Raw genomic sequence first — 16,400 nt, forward strand, 5'->3', positions numbered from 1 at the left:
AGGAATAAGATGAAAATTATTATTTTTGGTGGGAGTTTTAACCCTATTCATAACCAACATAAAGAAATTATGCTTCAAGCTTATGAACAATTAAAAGCTGATATGCTTTTAATTGTTCCTGCATATTGTTCACCTTTAAAAAAACGACAATTAACTAATTCCCTTCATCGGATTAAAATGATTAATCTTGTCATTAGTAAATATCCTTGAATGAAGTTAGAAACTTGTGAGGTAGATCGTCAAGGCATTTCATATACGATTGATACGGTAATATCTTTACAAGAAAAATATGGTTTTAATCATCAATATTATATTATTATTGGTTCTGATCAAGCTAATAATTTGCATCGCTGACATAATATTGCGATTTTAAAAACTAAAGTTATTTTTGTTATTGCTCAAAGAGCAGAATATCTTTTAAATGAAAAAATATTACAATCATATAATAAAGTTATTTTACAACCACTTTTTGCTAATATTAATTCAACTAAAATTCGTCAAGGAATGATAACAACAATTGATTCTAAAGTTTTAGCATATATTAATGATAATTTACTTTATATTGCTGATCGTTTGTTATTACATATGGATAAAACTCGTTATCTTCATTGTTTAAATGTAGGAAAAATGGCAAAACAATTAGCGAATCATTATCAAGTTAATTGTTTAAAAGCCGAAATAGCAGGCGTTTATCATGATATAACTAAACAATGAGAAGATACTCAACATCAGCAATATTTACAACAGTATTTACCACAATTTTTAAGTGAACCCGTACCAACTTGACATTCAAAAACAGGGGCATTATATTTAGAGCATCATTTAGGTTTTAATGATAAAGAAATTTTATTAGCAATTAGTAATCATACTACTGCTGCTGTTACAATGAGTAATTTGGATAAAATTATTTTTATTGCTGATAAAATTTCTTTTGAAAGAAATTATCCTCATATTGATAATTTACGAAAATTAGCATTTACTAATCTTGATGAAGCTTTTAAAAAAATTTTTTATTATCATTATTTAGAAGTAGTTAATAAAAATGGAATTGATAATATTGGTCAAGAAATTGAAAAAGTTTATAAAAAATTTTTTTAAATTATGATAGCTAATTATATAATTAATTGTAAGGAGAATAATAATGAAAAAAATTAGTCGTAGTTTTTCAGTTAAAGGTTTTTATACATTGATTTTTGCTATTGTTGGTACAATTGTTTTAATTTGAGATTTTATTGATTATTTATTTTTCCATTCTTATTTAGCAAAATATGATTTATTATATACTGACAAAGGAACAATTTTTATTTCTTTTTTTACGCAACAAACTAATATTATTGTTATTATTTATTTTTATTTTGTAGCATATTTTCATTTTACTTATCAAAAACTAGATATTCATTCTTTTTTGATTCGTTTATTTGTTACGGTATATATTACTGTTACTTCAATAGTTTTTGCGGCTGGTTTATTACCAGGAATTGTTAATAAAACTACATATGACCTTAAAGGTTGAATTTTTACAATATTTTTACATTTTATTATTCCGATAGGAATGCTTATTTATTTTTTTTGAATGTCAGGTAAATTTCATTATGATTTACGAAGATTTAATCGTCAATCTTTATATAAGGTTTATATTTATCCATTTTTTTATTTTTTGTTTATAATGGTCCGCGGTGAACTTCGCCATCAAAATTCATTTATTGATAGTCTTTATGAGAAATTTCCCTTAGAAAGTTTTGATTTAGAATATCCTTATTGATTTTTAAACTATCATCATTATGCTTATGGTATTGCAACAATTACAGTAACATTTTTATTTTTATTTATATTAATTACTGGGTTAACTTATTTATTCATTTCATTAAATAATGTTATTTTTGAAAAACGACAATATCGTCATTCTAAAATGGTGCGCAGATAATGATAATTGGAATTATAGCGGCAATGAGCCAAGAGTTAGCAATTTTAAATAAGGAATTAAGTAAAATTGCTAAAAAACAGATATTAGTGAGAATTTAGTTGTATGAAATTATCTTGACCACCAAATTATTATTACTGAAAGTGGTATTGGAAAAGTTAATAGTGCTATTAATACTTATCATTTGTTACAAAATTATAATTTAGATTTATTAATTAATATTGGTAATGTTGGTGCTATTAGTGAAGAAATAAAAATTAGTTCATTATTTTTAGTTCAACAAGTCTTTTATTATGATGTTGATTTAACGGCATTTGATTATAAATATGGACAATTGCCAAAATTAGCACAAGCATATAATTGTATTTATGAACCTTGAAAAAAATTTAGTAAAAATAATAATATTATGATAACTAATCTTGCTACAGGTGATAGTTTTATTAATAGTGTATCACAAGCACAAATAATTCAAGAAAATGTTGGTAAGAAAGTAACAATTGTTGATATGGAATGTGCAGCTTATTTGTCAAGTAGCATATTTACAACAATGTCCCATCTTAGTTTTAAAAGCAGTTTCGGATAATGTTTATCATCAATTAAAAAATATTAATCAGTTTAATAAGAGTTTAGACAATATTAGTCGGAAGTTGGCAAAAATAACATTGAAATTAGTTGCTGAAATTATTAGTAAAGGGAGAATTGAAGATAATGGTTAAACATTATATTTTGGGTTTATTAACTTGAAGAACAATATATAAAGTTATTGCTATTAGTTTATGTATTGTTGTTTTGGTAATTGGTTATTTGATAGCTTTATTTGATTATCAAGGAACAGCTTTTGATAAAACTCCTGCTGATGGTCGGAGTGGTAATTATTTAAGTTTTTTTGTAGTGCAAGTGAATATTTTAATTTTAGCATATTTTGTTAATGCGTTAGTCTTTTATCGTAATGAAGGATTAACAAGGTGAACTAAACCAACGGCTAAAATTGCTTTTTCTGTTTATGCATCAGTTACTTTATTAGTTTATTGAATAATTATTTTTCCATGAATATTAATATCTACACCGTATACTATTAAAGGTTGACATTGAATTATTATTGCTTTTCAAAATGGTATTATTCCTTTATTATTAATTATTTACATTGTGATTATTAGTTATGAAGATATAATCTATTCAAGAAATTTTTTTCGTTGAAAGCTATGAATTATTATTTTATATCCCTTAATTTATTTAATGTTTATTTTAGTTCGGGGCGCATTACGCTTATTAGATCATAATAAACACCCAGATTTATTTACTACTAATGGTAAGATTGATTGGATTAAAATTTATAATTATCCATTTCTTTCATATAACCAAGAAGTTTCTTTTATTAATTTTGATGGTATATTTACTTTTATTTTCTTTATGATTATTTTTACTATTTTATTATTATTTTTAGTATGATTTTATGTGTATATTTTTAATTATCGTTATGATATGAAACATAAAAGAAAAAGGAGATAAAAATGAAAAATTATCGTAAAATTATTAATTATTTATATTTAGGAGATTATCAATCAAAACCAGCATTTTGTGAATTTATCGTCGGTGCTGCGAGCGATTTTTTTGCTCAAAAAATCCCTAATCTTGATGACCAATCAGAACAAGTTTATTTAAGCGATGATAAAAAAGAATTATATTTAAATTTGTTAGATTATCCAGAAATTGGTACCTTAGACAAAAAAGTTTTAAAAGCAGGTTTAAATTTTATTGATGAACATCTTAAAGAGGAAGAAAATGTTTTCGTTCATTGTGTTTGAGGAGTTAATCGTAGTGCTTCATTAGTCTTTATTTATTTAGTTATTAATAACCATTTATCACAAGATAACTTTCATAGTGCTTGAAAACAATTTAAAAAAAATTATTCTCGTGCTAATCCGAACCCAGCTTATTGACATTATTTGAATCATGAGTTTCCTTATAATGATTTAAAAAATAAGTAAAATCTTTTTTAGTAATTAAGGAGAACATAATGGAAAAAATTAAAGGCTATTTAAAAACAATTGTTTTTGAAACTAATGGTTTTATAATTTGTAAGTTTTTGTTACATGATAGTATTAATCGTTATATTTTTGTTAAAGGTTATTTATTTAATTTGCAACCCGAACAGTTATATGAATTACAAGGACAATTTGTTAGTCATCCAAAGTATGGTAAACAGTTTCAAGTTGAACAATATGAAACAGTAATTATTGAAGACAATGAATATTTAGTGAAGTATTTGTCATCACCATTATTTCCGACAATTGGTAAAACTACAGCTCAAAAGATTATTGATTGTTTACAAGATGATGTTTTAAATAAGATTTATTGTGATGATAAGATTTTATTTAATATTGGTATTAAAAAAAATCAAGCGCAAATTATTTATGAACAAATTAAAAAGCAAAAAAATGATCATCAATTAACACAATGATTTTCACGAGCTCAGTTATCTTTTAATTTATTGCATAAGTTACAAGCACAATATGGAGAAAAACTTTTAGAATTAATAAAAGTTAATCCTTATATGTTAAGTGATCAATGTGAATTTTGAACTTTTCATAAAGCTGACCAACTAGCTAGAGTGTTAGAAATTAATCTTGATAATGTTTCGCGTTTAGTATATGCATTAAGATATATTATTCGTCAAGAGTCCTTTAAGACAGGGCATAGTTATTTTTCAGTTAATATAATTTTAAAACAACTTATGAAGTATAGTATTTTAGATGAAAAATTAATTAATCAAGTAGTAATGCAAGCTGTTAATGAAAATAAAATTATCGTTGATAATAATAATTTTTATGATATAGAGATTTATTATAGTGAAATTTTTATTGCTAAATATTTAAATCAATTACAAAAATTAGATAATAATATTAATGATGCTGTTATTATTCAAGATATTCATATTATTGAACAAGAAAATAATATTAGTTATAATAGCGAACAACAATTAGCATTATTAAAATTTAGTCAAAAAAATTTAACCATTATTAATGGTGGGCCGGGGACAGGAAAAACAACTTTAATTAAAGGAATTATTGCTTTATATCAAAAACATTATCCTCATAATACAGTAGCGATTTGTGCTCCCACAGGAAGAGCCGCTAAACGATTAAAAGAGCAAACTAATGTTGAAGCAATAACAATTCATAAATTATTAAAATGAGATTTGCATCGCAATAAATTTAATCATAATGAAACTGAACCATTAAATTTTGATTTAATTGTTGTTGATGAGATGAGTATGGTTGATACAATTTTATTTAATAATTTATTAGTTGCTAGTCCTAATTTACATAAATTAGTTTTAGTTGGTGATAATAATCAATTAACTTCTGTTGGTAGTGGTAATGTTTTAGGAGATTTATTACAAGTATCACATTTAAATATTATTAGTTTACAGAAAGTCTATCGTCAACTTGAAAAATCAGAAATTATTAATTTAGCATATCAAATGCAACAAAATAATTTTAGTTATGAATTTACTAATAGTAATGAAGTTCAATTTATTGAATATTATCAAATCCAGCAACTTTTAGAAAATTTGGCAAAGATATTTTTACAATTAGTTAATGAAAGCAATATCTTTGAAGTTCAGGTTCTTGCTTCAATGTATAATGGTCGTTGTGGCATTAATGCAATTAATGAAATATTGCAAGAAGCCTATAATCCTTTTTCTAAAGATAAAATGCAAATTAAAATTGCAACAACTATTTTTCGTGTTGGTGATAAAGTAATGCAAACTAAAAATGATAGTGAAAAAGATATTTATAATGGTGATATTGGGATTATTGATAGCATTATTATTAATGAACAAAATAAGCAAGTTATTATTGTTCGTTATGAGCAAAGAATTATTGAATATTACCATCAGGAGTTGAATAATCTTATTTTAGCTTATACTATTTCTGTTCATAAATCACAAGGTAGTGAATATCCGTTTGTAATAATGATTATTGACAGTAGTGCAACATATATGTTAAAAAGAAATCTTATTTATACGGCTATTACTCGCTGTCAAAAGAAATTATATCTTTTAGGTCAAAAAAATATTTTTATTAAAGCTGTTAATTCATTAGAAAAACCACGAATTACAACATTAGTTAAAAGATTAATGGAAAATAAAATAATCTATAATGGTAAAATATCATCATAAATGACATCATCTAATAAGTGAAAAGTGAGGGATATTATGAAAAAGAATGTAGTGCTAGTAGTTATCTTTTTTTTTGATTAATACAAGTTCTTAATATTATTAGGTCGCGTTTAGTTTTCTTAGGTATTTTTTAAAAAAGAAAAAATAATCATTTACTATAAATTATTTCAATATTCAAATTAAGTATATATTTCTTATGTATGATTTTTGTTGTAAAAAATTAGAATTAAATATAAAAATGCCATTAAAAATAATACTGGTAATTTTACAAAAGATGAAAAAGTATTTATTGCTCGCTTTGAAGAATGAGTTAAAGCTCCTAATTCAAAAGAAAATAATGAGAATAAAAAATAATGTTTTGAGAAATTATTATGGAATTTTTAAAACTGTTTGTTCCGATAAAAAAATGCCTGCACAAGTTGCTTTTATTGCCGGATTAATTATTATCATTACTTTTCTTTTCGCGTTAATTTCAATTATGTATTTACCGATAAAAATGATTTTTGGGAGATAGAAAATGACAATAAACTTAAAAGAATTTAATTGAGAACAAATTAAACAAACTTTCTGAGATTTATTTATTCAAATTACAACCATTCCCGCTCATATTACTGGTGGTAAAGAAATTAATTTAACCGAAGCACCACTTTGGCTTTTAATAGCAAACATTGCTTTTTGATTCTTGACAGCAATTATGGTGTGATTTATTCTAATGCTACTTTGAAAAACCATATCAGTATTTAGATAGAAACAAAAGTAATGTCAAGAAGTTACATTGTGATGCATTCACAAAGAAATTCAAAATTAATTAGGAAAAAATACAATCGTGTTAACGATAATCGCGGTTTTAACAAATTTAAGAAAAACTTTGAATATAAATGATGAATGTTTTAAAAAAGAAAGGGGGTGATTATATGATTGGAACTTTCTTGGCCGATGCACCAGCAACAGTAGAAAAAATAACAGCTAGTGACGCGATAACTAAATTATGAAATGCAATTATAACGGCATTTACTAAAATGTGAGAAATTATTGCTGTTAATATGCCACAAGTCGGTAACTTCTTTGCTGACTACTGAATATTCATTTTTCCATTTATTTTGGCAATATTCTTTATTTGCTTTAAAATGTTTGAAAAACTACTTGGAGCAGTACGCTAATAAAAAAATAAAGTGAGGTGCAAGATGAAATTTTGCAAATGAATAATAGAAAAAAATAACCATTTTATTGAATTAAATCGCACCTCATTTTTAATTTTATGACATTGGGGAGCAATTTGATATATTTACAACGGTTATTTTAAAAACATTGTGAGCTATTTATTTTTAGCAGGTTGTATTTTAATTTTTCTTTTTAAAATCAGTAATTTAACACAAATTAACAAAGTTATTAATTTCTTAAAAATTCACCATTAAATATTGTTATTGGTTCATTAGGAACAGGAAAAACTGGGACTGTACAATTAACTGTGTCTCTAAGTAATTAACTTAAATTCACTCTGTCCTCAAATTTTATCATTAAATGTGAAATTGCACTACCCCAATTTTGAATTGGCATCGTTCATTTCTTAACCATATTTTGAAATGCTAAATAAAATATTTTAAAAACTGATGCGTCATTAGGAAAAATCTTTTTATTCTTAATGACTTTTCTTAGTTGACTATTAACAGATTCAATCGCATTAGTTGTGTAAATAATCCTTCTAAATTCTTGAGGATATTCAAGAAAAATTATTAAATTATTTCAGTTATTTTTTCATGATTTAGTAATTTGTGGATACTTTTTATTTCATTTTTCTGAAAAATGATCTAAAGCAACTAGCGCTATTTCTTCATTAATTGCTGTATAAATTGATTTTAAATCATTAGCTACAAGTTTGCGATCTTTGTAAGGGACAAATTTTAAACTATTACGAATTTGATGAACGATGCATAATTGGTGCTGTGTTTTTGGGAACACAGCTTCTATTGCATCAGACATTCCAGTTAAATTATCGCTACAAGCAACAAGAATATCTTGTAAGCCACGATTTTTCATTTCCGTAAGATTATTAAGTCAAAATTTGGTTCCCTCATTCTCGCTAATTCACATTCCTAAAATATCTTTTAAACCATCTAAATTAATTCCTAAGGCAAGATAAACTGCTTTATTTATTATTCGTTTATCTTGCTTTACTTTAACAACAATACAATCAAAATAAACAATCGGATAAATCTTCTCTAAAGGTTTAGTTTGTCACATTTTAACTTCTTCAATAACATCATCAGTTATTTGACTAATTAAACTTTCTGAAATTTCTGCTCCGTGATAGAATTCTTGCAATTGTGCTTTGATATCAGAAATTGTCATTCCTCTTGCATATAAAGAAATTACTTTTTGATCAAAGTTATCAAATCTTCTTTGTCTTTTCGGAATAATTACTGGTTCAAAAGTACTATTTCGATCTCTTGGTACATCAATTGCGATTGAACCATTTTTAGTAATAATGGTTTTTTGTGTGTTGCCATTTCTTTTATTATGATTCTCATCAGTTTCAAGATAATCTTTAATTTCCGTATTTAACATTCGTTCAGTTAATTTTTTGGTAAATTCCTGAAAAATAGTATTGCCTTTAAATAAATCTTGTGGATTATCAATATTTTCTAAAAAATAATCAACAACTTTATCAATTGCGTCAGGTTCTTTTTTTATTTTTTTTGTCATTTTCTGTTCTCCTTCTTTTAAGTATAATTCAGAATGAATTATCGAGACACAGAATTTTGGACAGGATCGAAAAAACTGCCTTTCTAGTATACGCATCAAAATTACTTTTTAATTTTGTCGAAAACTCTTGATAAAATAAAAAAAAATTACTAAAAAAGAAAAAATATCACATCGCCTCAACATTTCCATTACTAGAAACCCAAAAATTAAGTTTAGGGCATATGGGATTATTAGACTTTGATTATCCAGTATTGCCAGACAAAACCTTACTTTTGTGAGACGAAACCAATTTATTTTTAGAAGGAACTGATTGAGAAAAAAAATAATACCAAAAACGAAGAAACCGGTATCCAAGAGTATTTCGCTCTGGCACGCCATTTCGGTCATATTGTGTTAGCTAGTGGTCAAAGAGATAAACATATTTGAGTTAAAGTTCGTGATATTGCCAATAATGTGATTGTGGGAATTCGCAAAAAACCCGTTAATATTTTTCGCCCCTACTTAAAAGTCATTTATGGTACCTTTACGAGCATTGAAGAATATGAACGCTGACGAAACACCTTAATTGATGCGAAAAATAGCAAAAAAGGTCGCCGTATTAAATATCGTGATATTCCTGAACTCGATATTTATTTTTTTTAAACTAAAAATTCCTCTACCAATACTTAACACTTACAATTCTTTTTACCTAGCATTTTTAAGAGATTACTTAAATGCAAAAGTAAATCCTGATTATGAAGACAAATACTATACTGACACAGCAATTGATTTAGAAGACTTAGAATACTTAAAAATGGATAAATTTAGCAAATTTTTAAGAAAAATGAAAGAAAAGGAATAATAAAAAATGGAAAATCTCGCAAAAATGGCCGACTTTCTCGCCCAAATGCTTTATAAAGTTTTTGATTTAATTTGAAGTTTAGAAGTGCCAGGAACAAATATTCAACTAATATTTCCTTTATTCTTAACACTTGCTGTAGAATTTCTTATGGCAATTATTCTTGGATTTGGTAGTTAACAAGTTAATTTAGAAAAACAACGCCAGTATGCTGTTAAAAATAAGGGTCGTTTATGTGTGTGAGGAAAAGTTAAAAAACAAATAAAACCAATAAAAACAAAACAAGGTAACTAACAATCTTTAAACTAATTATTATTTTTATCTTAATAACTGTTCTTGGACTATTGGCTGGTAGTCATTTTGAAACTTTAACGAACTATATTAGTGAAGGCCTTGCCAATTTCCAAAAGTTTATTACTAGCAATTTAACAATTTTAGAACTATTTAAACCAATGGCTCGGACATTTTCTCAACATCCAATCTTCACCATTCTTGGTGTCACTTGTGTACTGATTGCTTTATTTATTGTGATTAAAGGTAGATAAAAAAATGAAAAAATGAACTAAAAAACAAGAATTAGAAACAGAGAATGACAAATTAAAAATTGCTAATGTCATATTAGAAAATAGTGTTAATGCTCTTAAATACATAATAATGGAAAAAAATAAAGAAATTTTAGAACTAGAAAAGTGAAATACTATTCATATTAATCAAAAATCGGACTTAATAATTGAAAACCAAAAATTAAAAATTTTTAAACACGAAAGGAGAATAAAAATGAAAAAACTTTTAGGAAAATTATTTAAAAAAGATAATTCAAAAGAAAAAATGCCATTAAAATTAAGGATTAAAAATTCTTTTAAAAAGCAGTGGTTAAAAGTATTATTAAGTATCATTTTCATCTTTATAAGCTTATTAATTTGTGCATTAACAGTAATCGATACTAAATGAATAACCGGAACAAGTGACGAATTTAATAATTTTATGAATGAAGAAGAGATGGTTAAATTCTTTGGCAAGTTCAATAGTGGTATTATGCTTGCAGGAATATTTGTTTTTTGATGAGATGGAGCAATATATTTTGCAATTAAATTTGAAAAATTAATCCGCTTTATTATTCAAAAAATTAAAGCAAAAAGAGCCTTGAAAAATGAAATCAAACAAACTAATTAATTCTTTAAAAAAATATTGATGGAGAATTTTGCCTTACATTTTTATGATTATTATCTTTTTCATTCCATTTTTAAAATTGGAAATTAATGATTTGAAATTATTATATGAAAAATTTAAAACATTAATTTCACTTATGATACTAGGATATTTAGATATATGCATTACAATAGCTGTAATTATAAATTGTGGTATTGAGTGACTTATTAAAAAAAATCAAAACTAAAAGAACAACGAAAAATAAAATATTTTAAAAAGGAGTGATAAAAATGTTTATGAAAATATTTACTGTGATAATTATTAGTTTCAATAACATTTTTACCATTCCCCAAAACATTAATAATGACAAGGCAACATCACAACTAATTAGAAATAAAAGACAAAGTGATAAAATTTATAATTTTGAAATCAGAAATCTAGAAAAAGTGAGGTTTTGAATTTCGAATTCAACAAATAATATTACACAAGTTCAAATAAATAAAATAGATAATAACAATCTAAATGAAAAATTACCAGAATTAAGAAATTTAGAAAACCTTAGTTTCTTATTTACACAAAAATTACAAAATAATCAGAGCAAACAAGATAAGATTAGACAACTAATAAATACAGACGGTCAAGAAACCGCCATGCGAAATACATGAGTAATTAATAAAAAAATAACAATTAAAGCACAAGGTACAAATTTAGATGACTGCAAATATGATAGTTTAGGAAATATTAGTCCTGCTTATGATAATAATAAAATAGATTACATATTAAGAAATACAAATGATTTTGAAATTGAAATTGAAAAAGATAGCAACCGATATTGATTTACCAGAAATAACCACCAAATTTGATGGTAACCACAAATACAGCGATGTTATTGATAACCTTGACTATTTAATGATTCACCGCGTGGCGATTTTGATAAATTTAATTACTCTTATCTCTATTGAACACCAGTATTTAATTTCATTGACACTTTAGAAAAAGGTTATTACAAAGAATTTACGATTAAAAATCACGGCTTTAAAGACGAGAGCTATTTTTATCATAAGACTTCAACTATTTTACCAAATTCAGAAATAATCGACCCTACAAATGCAACCAAAATTGAAGTTATAAAAAAATTAAAAAAAGACTTAATGAAGCAATTAACAATCTTGATGGCGTAAATAATGCAATTGAAGGCATTGACTATAATACAGAAATTAAAGATAATGACAACAATTACTTAGATGATGATAGGGCTACTTACTTTTGATTTAACAACAGACAATAGACTTCTTGCAAAATTAATTTAAAATATAATTGAATTGTTGTTTTTAATAAAAAGGTGGAATTTAAATGAAATTTAAAAAAAATAATCAAATAAGTGATAAAAATTTTTTAAGATTAACTGGTATTAAACATACTACTTTTAATAAAATGCTAGAAATTTTAAAAATAGAAGAATTAAAAAAGAGATTTCGTCGCGGAAGAACCAATAAATTATCATTAGAAAATCGTATTTTAATGACTTTAGAATATTGAAGAGAATATAGAACTTATTTTCATATTGCAAAAAGTTATGATATTAGTGAAAGTAGTTGTTATAGAAATATCAAATGAATTGAAGACACTTTAATAAAACACCCTAATTTTCAACAACTTACTGGTCAAAAATCACTATTAAAAGATTATTTCAAAGATAAGACTGTTATAATTGATGTAACTGAAAGCCAAATCCAACGCCCAAAAAAAGACAAAAACAGCACTACTCAGGAAAAAAGAAAAAACACACAATAAAAACACAAGTTATAATTGAAAAAGATAGTAAAAAAATTATTAGTTCTGATTTTTCTTATGGTAAAAACCATGACTTTAAAATTTTAAAAGATTCAAAAATTAAATTTTTACCAGAAACAACTGTTTTAGTGGATTTAGGTTATCAAGGCATACAAAAAATTAATCATAATGTTTTAATTCCTAAAAGAAAATCAAAGAAAAACCCTTTAAATAAAGAAGAAAAGCAAAATAATGAGCGAATTTCAAAAATGAGAATTGTTATTGAAAATGTTTTTGCTATACTTAAAAAATTTAAAATTATTAGTGAAAAATATCGAAATCGTAGAAAAAGATTTGCTTTAAGATTTAATTTAATAGCTTCAATTTATAATTTACAACTATTAGTTTAAATATATTTGATAATTTAAAATTTCAGTCTTTTTTTATTGTAAATAATAATTTTTATTATGTTTTAATGACAAAATATTTGTAAAAATAATCTAAAAATTATTTTAATAACACTTTTATATTTATTTTAAATTTAAAAATTATAATTATCATATTAATTTTGCAAGAAGTCTATTGTTTTTGTAAACGTTTGGTGTTTGTGGATTTAACATAAATATTGTTATTATTATCAATTGCCATTTGAATACAGCATTTAGTATTAGTTGCGAATGGGTCAAGGTGAATTCTTCGTGGATCAGTTTTATATTTGAAATTTCCTTTATGGATTTCTTTAATAAATGTTTCATCGATTTGGATTTTACCAGATAATTTTTTAAATTTTAATTGAGTATTTTCTAATTGTTTTGATTTCATTAATTTTTGACGATTATATCAAGCAGTTTTTAATGTAGTTTTAATAAAACGAGAAATTGTTTTACTAGATTGCCCCAGCAATGAAATTTGAATCAATAAATTTCATTGTTCATAATTTAAATGACTTCAATAAATAAAATGATTACGAAAAGCGTCAAAACTTGCACGGCAATTTTTACATAAATATTTTTGTTTTCCTTCTGAATTATGTCCATTTTTAACGCAATGGTAAGATTCCATTTAGGGCATTTAATATCTTGCGCTCTAAATTTTTGATCAATTTCATTTAAACGTTTTTGTTTTTTTTTTTTTATTAATTCTGCTTGTTGTTTGACTTTTTCATAAAATTCTAAAAATTGATCATCTGTTAAAGTATTTACTAGTTCTTGAATTATTTTTTCCATAATTATTATCCACCTCTATCATATTAAAAATATACCTAAAATTAAGTATATTCAATAAATATCAAGAGTTTTCGACAAAATTAAAAATTAATTTTTCTGTTTTTAATTTTAAAAACGATATAATTATATTTAGAGGTGATAAAATGGAAAAAGGTCAAGCATTAATTAATGGTAAGTTGCTTTCTTCTACAAATGTTATTGAAATTACGAGTCCAAACACATTAGAAGTAATTGGTAGTGTTCCTGCTCTTTCGTTAGAAAATATTAATGATGCGTTTTTGGCAGCTAAGAATGTTCAAAAGCAATGAGAAAGATTATTAATTAATGAAAGAATTAAGTTTATTGAACAATGAAAGCAGTTAATTATTGAAAATACTGATGCGCTTGCTAATTTGATGGTCTTAGAAATTGCTAAAGGTAAAAAAGCAGCTATTTCTGAAATTAATCGCACAATTGAATATATTGATTTTACTGTTAATGAAGCATATCGTATTTATCCTGAATCATATACGGGTGATGCTTTTAATGTGAAAAATAAGTTGGCAATTTTTTCGCGAGTTGCTAAAGGAGTTGTTTTAGCAATTTCACCTTTTAATTATCCTGTTAATTTATCGTTAGCAAAAATAATTCCGGCATTAATTATGGGAAATACAGTGGTTTTTAAACCAGCTTCACAAAGTTCTTTAACAGGATTATTTTTAGCTAAGTTAGCATTTGATGCTAATTTTCCTGCTGGTGTCATTAATGCTGTTACTGGTAAGGGCAGTGTTATTGGTGATAGTTTAGTAACCCATCCAGCAATTAATGTTATTTCTTTTACTGGTTCTGATGTTACAGGAAAACATATTACTAAGATTACTAGCAAAGTGGATATTATTTTGGAATTAGGTGGTAAAGACCCAGCCATTGTTCTTAAAGACTGTGATCTCGCAATGACAGCTAAAAAAATTGTTAAAGGAGCATTTAGTTATTCAGGTCAAAGATGTACTGCTATTAAAAGAGTTTTAGTTGATAATACGATTGCTGATGAATTGGTATCTTTAATTAAAGTTGAAACAGAAAAATTAACAGTTGGAAGTCCGAATGATAATGCTGATATTACCCCAATTATTGATATGAAAACAAGCGATATTCTTCAAAAATTAGTTGATGACGCGTTAGAAAAAAAGGCATCGTTAGTTTTAGGAAATACTAGAAAAAATAATTTGTGATATCCAACAATTATTGATAATGTTACTAAAGATATGGATATTGCTTGGATTGAACCATTTGGACCGGTGTTGCCAATTATCAGAGTAACATCAATTGATGATGAAGCGATTACGCTTGCAAATGGTTCTAAATATGGTTTGCAAGCATCAATTTTTACTAATGATATTGATATGGCGGTTAAAATTGCTAATCAATTAGATGTTGGTTCAATTAACATTAATGATGTTCCCCAACGCGGACCAGATTATTTACCTTTTTTAGGAATTAAAGATTCAGGGATGGGCGTACAAGGGATTCGTGAAGCATTATTATCAATGACCCGACATAAAGGCATTGTTTTTAACTGAAAGGCAGAAAAATAATAACAAGAAATTTAATAATGATATTGTTTTTAAAGTTAAGTATTTACTTAACTTTTTTTGGATTTTTAATTTATAAAAATTAGATAAAACTCTTGCTTATTGATAGTAAAATATTTCATAATTTAATAACAGATAGTTATATTGTATTTTATTAACAGTTAACATCAGAAAAGATAATCTAAAAATATGAAAAATATTTATCAATTATTAAAAGTTTTTACACCACTTTTGTTTTTAGTTCTACCACTTTTAATTATTGTTAGTTGTAATTCTGAATATAATATTGCCGAAGAAAAAAATAATAAAAAAATTGCTATGACCATTATTGAAGAAGATTTAAAAACAATGGAAAGTATTAAATAGCACAGCTTATTATCAGTTAATGAACCATAAAGGGGACTGTACAATTAACTGTGTCTCTAAGTAATTAACTTAAATTCACTCTGCTCTGCTTTGTTCTCAAATTTTATCATTAAATGTGAAATTGCATTACCTCAATTTTGAATTGGCATCGTTCAATATTTTAAAAACTATAAACCACTACCCAAAGAAAGATGGCTTTTTAGGATAACAAACATCCTTGAATAACTAAACAACTTTTTCATTTTTTATATTTTGTCAGAATAAAAACCAGTAATTTTAGTTAATTACGAGCCTGTCCAAAATTCTGTGTCTCGATAATTCATTCTGAATTATACTTAAAAGAAGGAGAACAGAAAATGACAAAAAAAAAATAAAAAAAGAACCTGACGCAATTGATAAAGTTGTTGATTATTTTTTAGAAAATATTGATAATCCACAAGATTTATTTAAAGGCAATACTATTTTTCAGGAATTTACCAAAAAATTAACTGAACGAATGTTAAATACGGAAATTAAAGATCATCTTGAAAGTGATGAGAATCATAATAAAAGAAATGGCAACACACAAAAAACTTTTAATTTTGTCGAAAACTCTTGATAAAATAAAAAAAATCATCAACTTGATAATTTTAAAAGGCTTTTATGTAAAATTACTATTTTTACTTTA

General features: G+C 25.1%; 21 protein-coding genes and 1 pseudogene. 20 read left to right on the forward strand and 2 right to left on the reverse strand.

Translation table 4 applies throughout. The annotated features are described in order from the left end of the window. Nucleotides 1-9: 9 nt before the first annotated feature. From AAHM82_RS02675 to AAHM82_RS02720, 10 genes are all read left to right on the forward strand, one after another. The gene (locus tag AAHM82_RS02675; protein ID WP_342264461.1) at nucleotides 10-1,098 is read left to right on the forward strand and encodes a nicotinate-nucleotide adenylyltransferase; all 1,089 of its coding nucleotides are present in this window, start codon (nucleotides 10-12) and stop codon (nucleotides 1,096-1,098) included. A 43-nt stretch (nucleotides 1,099-1,141) separates the two neighbouring features. Next, the gene (locus tag AAHM82_RS02680) at nucleotides 1,142-1,924 is read left to right on the forward strand and encodes a hypothetical protein (protein WP_342264462.1); all 783 of its coding nucleotides are present in this window, start codon (nucleotides 1,142-1,144) and stop codon (nucleotides 1,922-1,924) included. A 127-nt stretch (nucleotides 1,925-2,051) separates the two neighbouring features. Continuing rightward, nucleotides 2,052-2,504: a 5'-methylthioadenosine/S-adenosylhomocysteine nucleosidase gene (mtnN, locus tag AAHM82_RS02685; protein WP_342264899.1), complete on the forward strand. Its 453-nt coding sequence runs from the start codon at nucleotides 2,052-2,054 to the stop codon at nucleotides 2,502-2,504. Between the two features lie 125 nt (nucleotides 2,505-2,629). Continuing rightward, a complete protein-coding gene (locus tag AAHM82_RS02690; RefSeq protein ID WP_342264463.1) occupies nucleotides 2,630-3,430 on the forward strand; it encodes a hypothetical protein in 801 nt (266 codons plus the stop codon). Between the two features lie 2 nt (nucleotides 3,431-3,432). Beyond that, on the forward strand, nucleotides 3,433-3,909 hold the full coding sequence (locus tag AAHM82_RS02695) for a dual specificity protein phosphatase (protein ID WP_342264464.1): 477 nt from the start codon (nucleotides 3,433-3,435) through the stop codon (nucleotides 3,907-3,909). A 29-nt stretch (nucleotides 3,910-3,938) separates the two neighbouring features. After that, nucleotides 3,939-6,107 (forward strand): SF1B family DNA helicase RecD2, encoded by a 2,169-nt coding sequence (recD2, locus tag AAHM82_RS02700; protein WP_342264465.1) that lies wholly within the window; start codon nucleotides 3,939-3,941, stop codon nucleotides 6,105-6,107. 238 nt (nucleotides 6,108-6,345) lie between these two features. Further along, complete coding sequence (locus AAHM82_RS02705) at nucleotides 6,346-6,621, forward strand: hypothetical protein (protein WP_342264466.1); 276 nt, start codon at nucleotides 6,346-6,348, stop codon at nucleotides 6,619-6,621. A gap of 3 nt (nucleotides 6,622-6,624) precedes the next feature. After that, a complete protein-coding gene (locus AAHM82_RS02710; RefSeq protein ID WP_342264467.1) occupies nucleotides 6,625-6,855 on the forward strand; it encodes a hypothetical protein in 231 nt (76 codons plus the stop codon). Nucleotides 6,856-6,985: 130 nt separating this feature from the next. After that, nucleotides 6,986-7,267: a hypothetical protein gene (locus tag AAHM82_RS02715; protein WP_342264468.1), complete on the forward strand. Its 282-nt coding sequence runs from the start codon at nucleotides 6,986-6,988 to the stop codon at nucleotides 7,265-7,267. A gap of 24 nt (nucleotides 7,268-7,291) precedes the next feature. Beyond that, nucleotides 7,292-7,522 (forward strand): hypothetical protein, encoded by a 231-nt coding sequence (locus tag AAHM82_RS02720; protein ID WP_342263060.1) that lies wholly within the window; start codon nucleotides 7,292-7,294, stop codon nucleotides 7,520-7,522. Nucleotides 7,523-7,589: 67 nt separating this feature from the next. Here the strand turns inward: AAHM82_RS02720 and AAHM82_RS02725 are convergent, their stop codons facing one another. Further along, nucleotides 7,590-8,810, reverse strand: coding sequence for an IS256 family transposase (locus tag AAHM82_RS02725; protein WP_342264469.1), 1,221 nt, complete (start codon nucleotides 8,808-8,810; stop codon nucleotides 7,590-7,592). A 390-nt stretch (nucleotides 8,811-9,200) separates the two neighbouring features. Between AAHM82_RS02725 and AAHM82_RS02730 the strand changes: the two genes are divergently transcribed. The 7 genes from AAHM82_RS02730 to AAHM82_RS12925 all read left to right on the forward strand — a co-directional run bounded on the left by AAHM82_RS02730 (nucleotide 9,201) and on the right by AAHM82_RS12925 (nucleotide 12,980). Next, entirely contained in the window at nucleotides 9,201-9,452 is a 252-nt protein-coding gene (locus AAHM82_RS02730; protein ID WP_342264470.1) for a hypothetical protein, read from the forward strand. 205 nt (nucleotides 9,453-9,657) lie between these two features. After that, nucleotides 9,658-9,828: a hypothetical protein gene (locus tag AAHM82_RS02735; RefSeq protein ID WP_342264471.1), complete on the forward strand. Its 171-nt coding sequence runs from the start codon at nucleotides 9,658-9,660 to the stop codon at nucleotides 9,826-9,828. A 164-nt stretch (nucleotides 9,829-9,992) separates the two neighbouring features. Beyond that, nucleotides 9,993-10,193, forward strand: coding sequence for a hypothetical protein (locus AAHM82_RS02740; RefSeq protein ID WP_342264472.1), 201 nt, complete (start codon nucleotides 9,993-9,995; stop codon nucleotides 10,191-10,193). Nucleotides 10,194-10,197: 4 nt separating this feature from the next. Further along, nucleotides 10,198-10,821, forward strand: coding sequence for a hypothetical protein (locus tag AAHM82_RS02745; protein ID WP_342264473.1), 624 nt, complete (start codon nucleotides 10,198-10,200; stop codon nucleotides 10,819-10,821). Between the two features lie 266 nt (nucleotides 10,822-11,087). Next, nucleotides 11,088-11,666, forward strand: a complete 579-nt coding sequence (locus AAHM82_RS02750; RefSeq protein WP_342264474.1) for a hypothetical protein — start codon at nucleotides 11,088-11,090, stop codon at nucleotides 11,664-11,666. Between the two features lie 484 nt (nucleotides 11,667-12,150). Further along, nucleotides 12,151-12,591: a transposase family protein gene (locus tag AAHM82_RS12920; RefSeq protein ID WP_342263396.1), complete on the forward strand. Its 441-nt coding sequence runs from the start codon at nucleotides 12,151-12,153 to the stop codon at nucleotides 12,589-12,591. Further along, complete coding sequence (locus AAHM82_RS12925; RefSeq protein ID WP_342264845.1) at nucleotides 12,588-12,980, forward strand: transposase family protein; 393 nt, start codon at nucleotides 12,588-12,590, stop codon at nucleotides 12,978-12,980. Before AAHM82_RS12920 ends, AAHM82_RS12925 begins: the two co-directional genes overlap by 4 nt. Nucleotides 12,981-13,149: 169 nt before the next feature. Here AAHM82_RS12925 and AAHM82_RS02760 read toward each other — a convergent pair whose 3' ends face one another. Next, nucleotides 13,150-13,632 carry an IS1/IS1595 family N-terminal zinc-binding domain-containing protein gene (locus AAHM82_RS02760; protein ID WP_342264475.1) on the reverse strand — a complete coding sequence of 161 codons (483 nt, stop codon included), beginning with the start codon at nucleotides 13,630-13,632 and terminating at the stop codon, nucleotides 13,150-13,152. A 307-nt stretch (nucleotides 13,633-13,939) separates the two neighbouring features. On the opposite strand from AAHM82_RS02760, the gene AAHM82_RS02765 reads away from it, so the two are divergent. The 3 genes and pseudogenes from AAHM82_RS02765 to AAHM82_RS12930 all read left to right on the forward strand — a co-directional run. Beyond that, nucleotides 13,940-15,370, forward strand: coding sequence for an NADP-dependent glyceraldehyde-3-phosphate dehydrogenase (locus tag AAHM82_RS02765; protein WP_425288992.1), 1,431 nt, complete (start codon nucleotides 13,940-13,942; stop codon nucleotides 15,368-15,370). A 186-nt stretch (nucleotides 15,371-15,556) separates the two neighbouring features. After that, nucleotides 15,557-15,733 (forward strand): hypothetical protein, encoded by a 177-nt coding sequence (locus AAHM82_RS02770; RefSeq protein WP_342264477.1) that lies wholly within the window; start codon nucleotides 15,557-15,559, stop codon nucleotides 15,731-15,733. 331 nt (nucleotides 15,734-16,064) lie between these two features. Beyond that, nucleotides 16,065-16,307: pseudogene (locus AAHM82_RS12930) on the forward strand (hypothetical protein); the annotation flags it as partial. Nucleotides 16,308-16,400: the final 93 nt, after the last annotated feature.

Source organism: Spiroplasma endosymbiont of Clivina fossor (assembly GCF_964031115.1).
GTDB lineage: Bacteria > Bacillota_I > Bacilli_A > Mycoplasmatales > Nriv7 > Nriv7.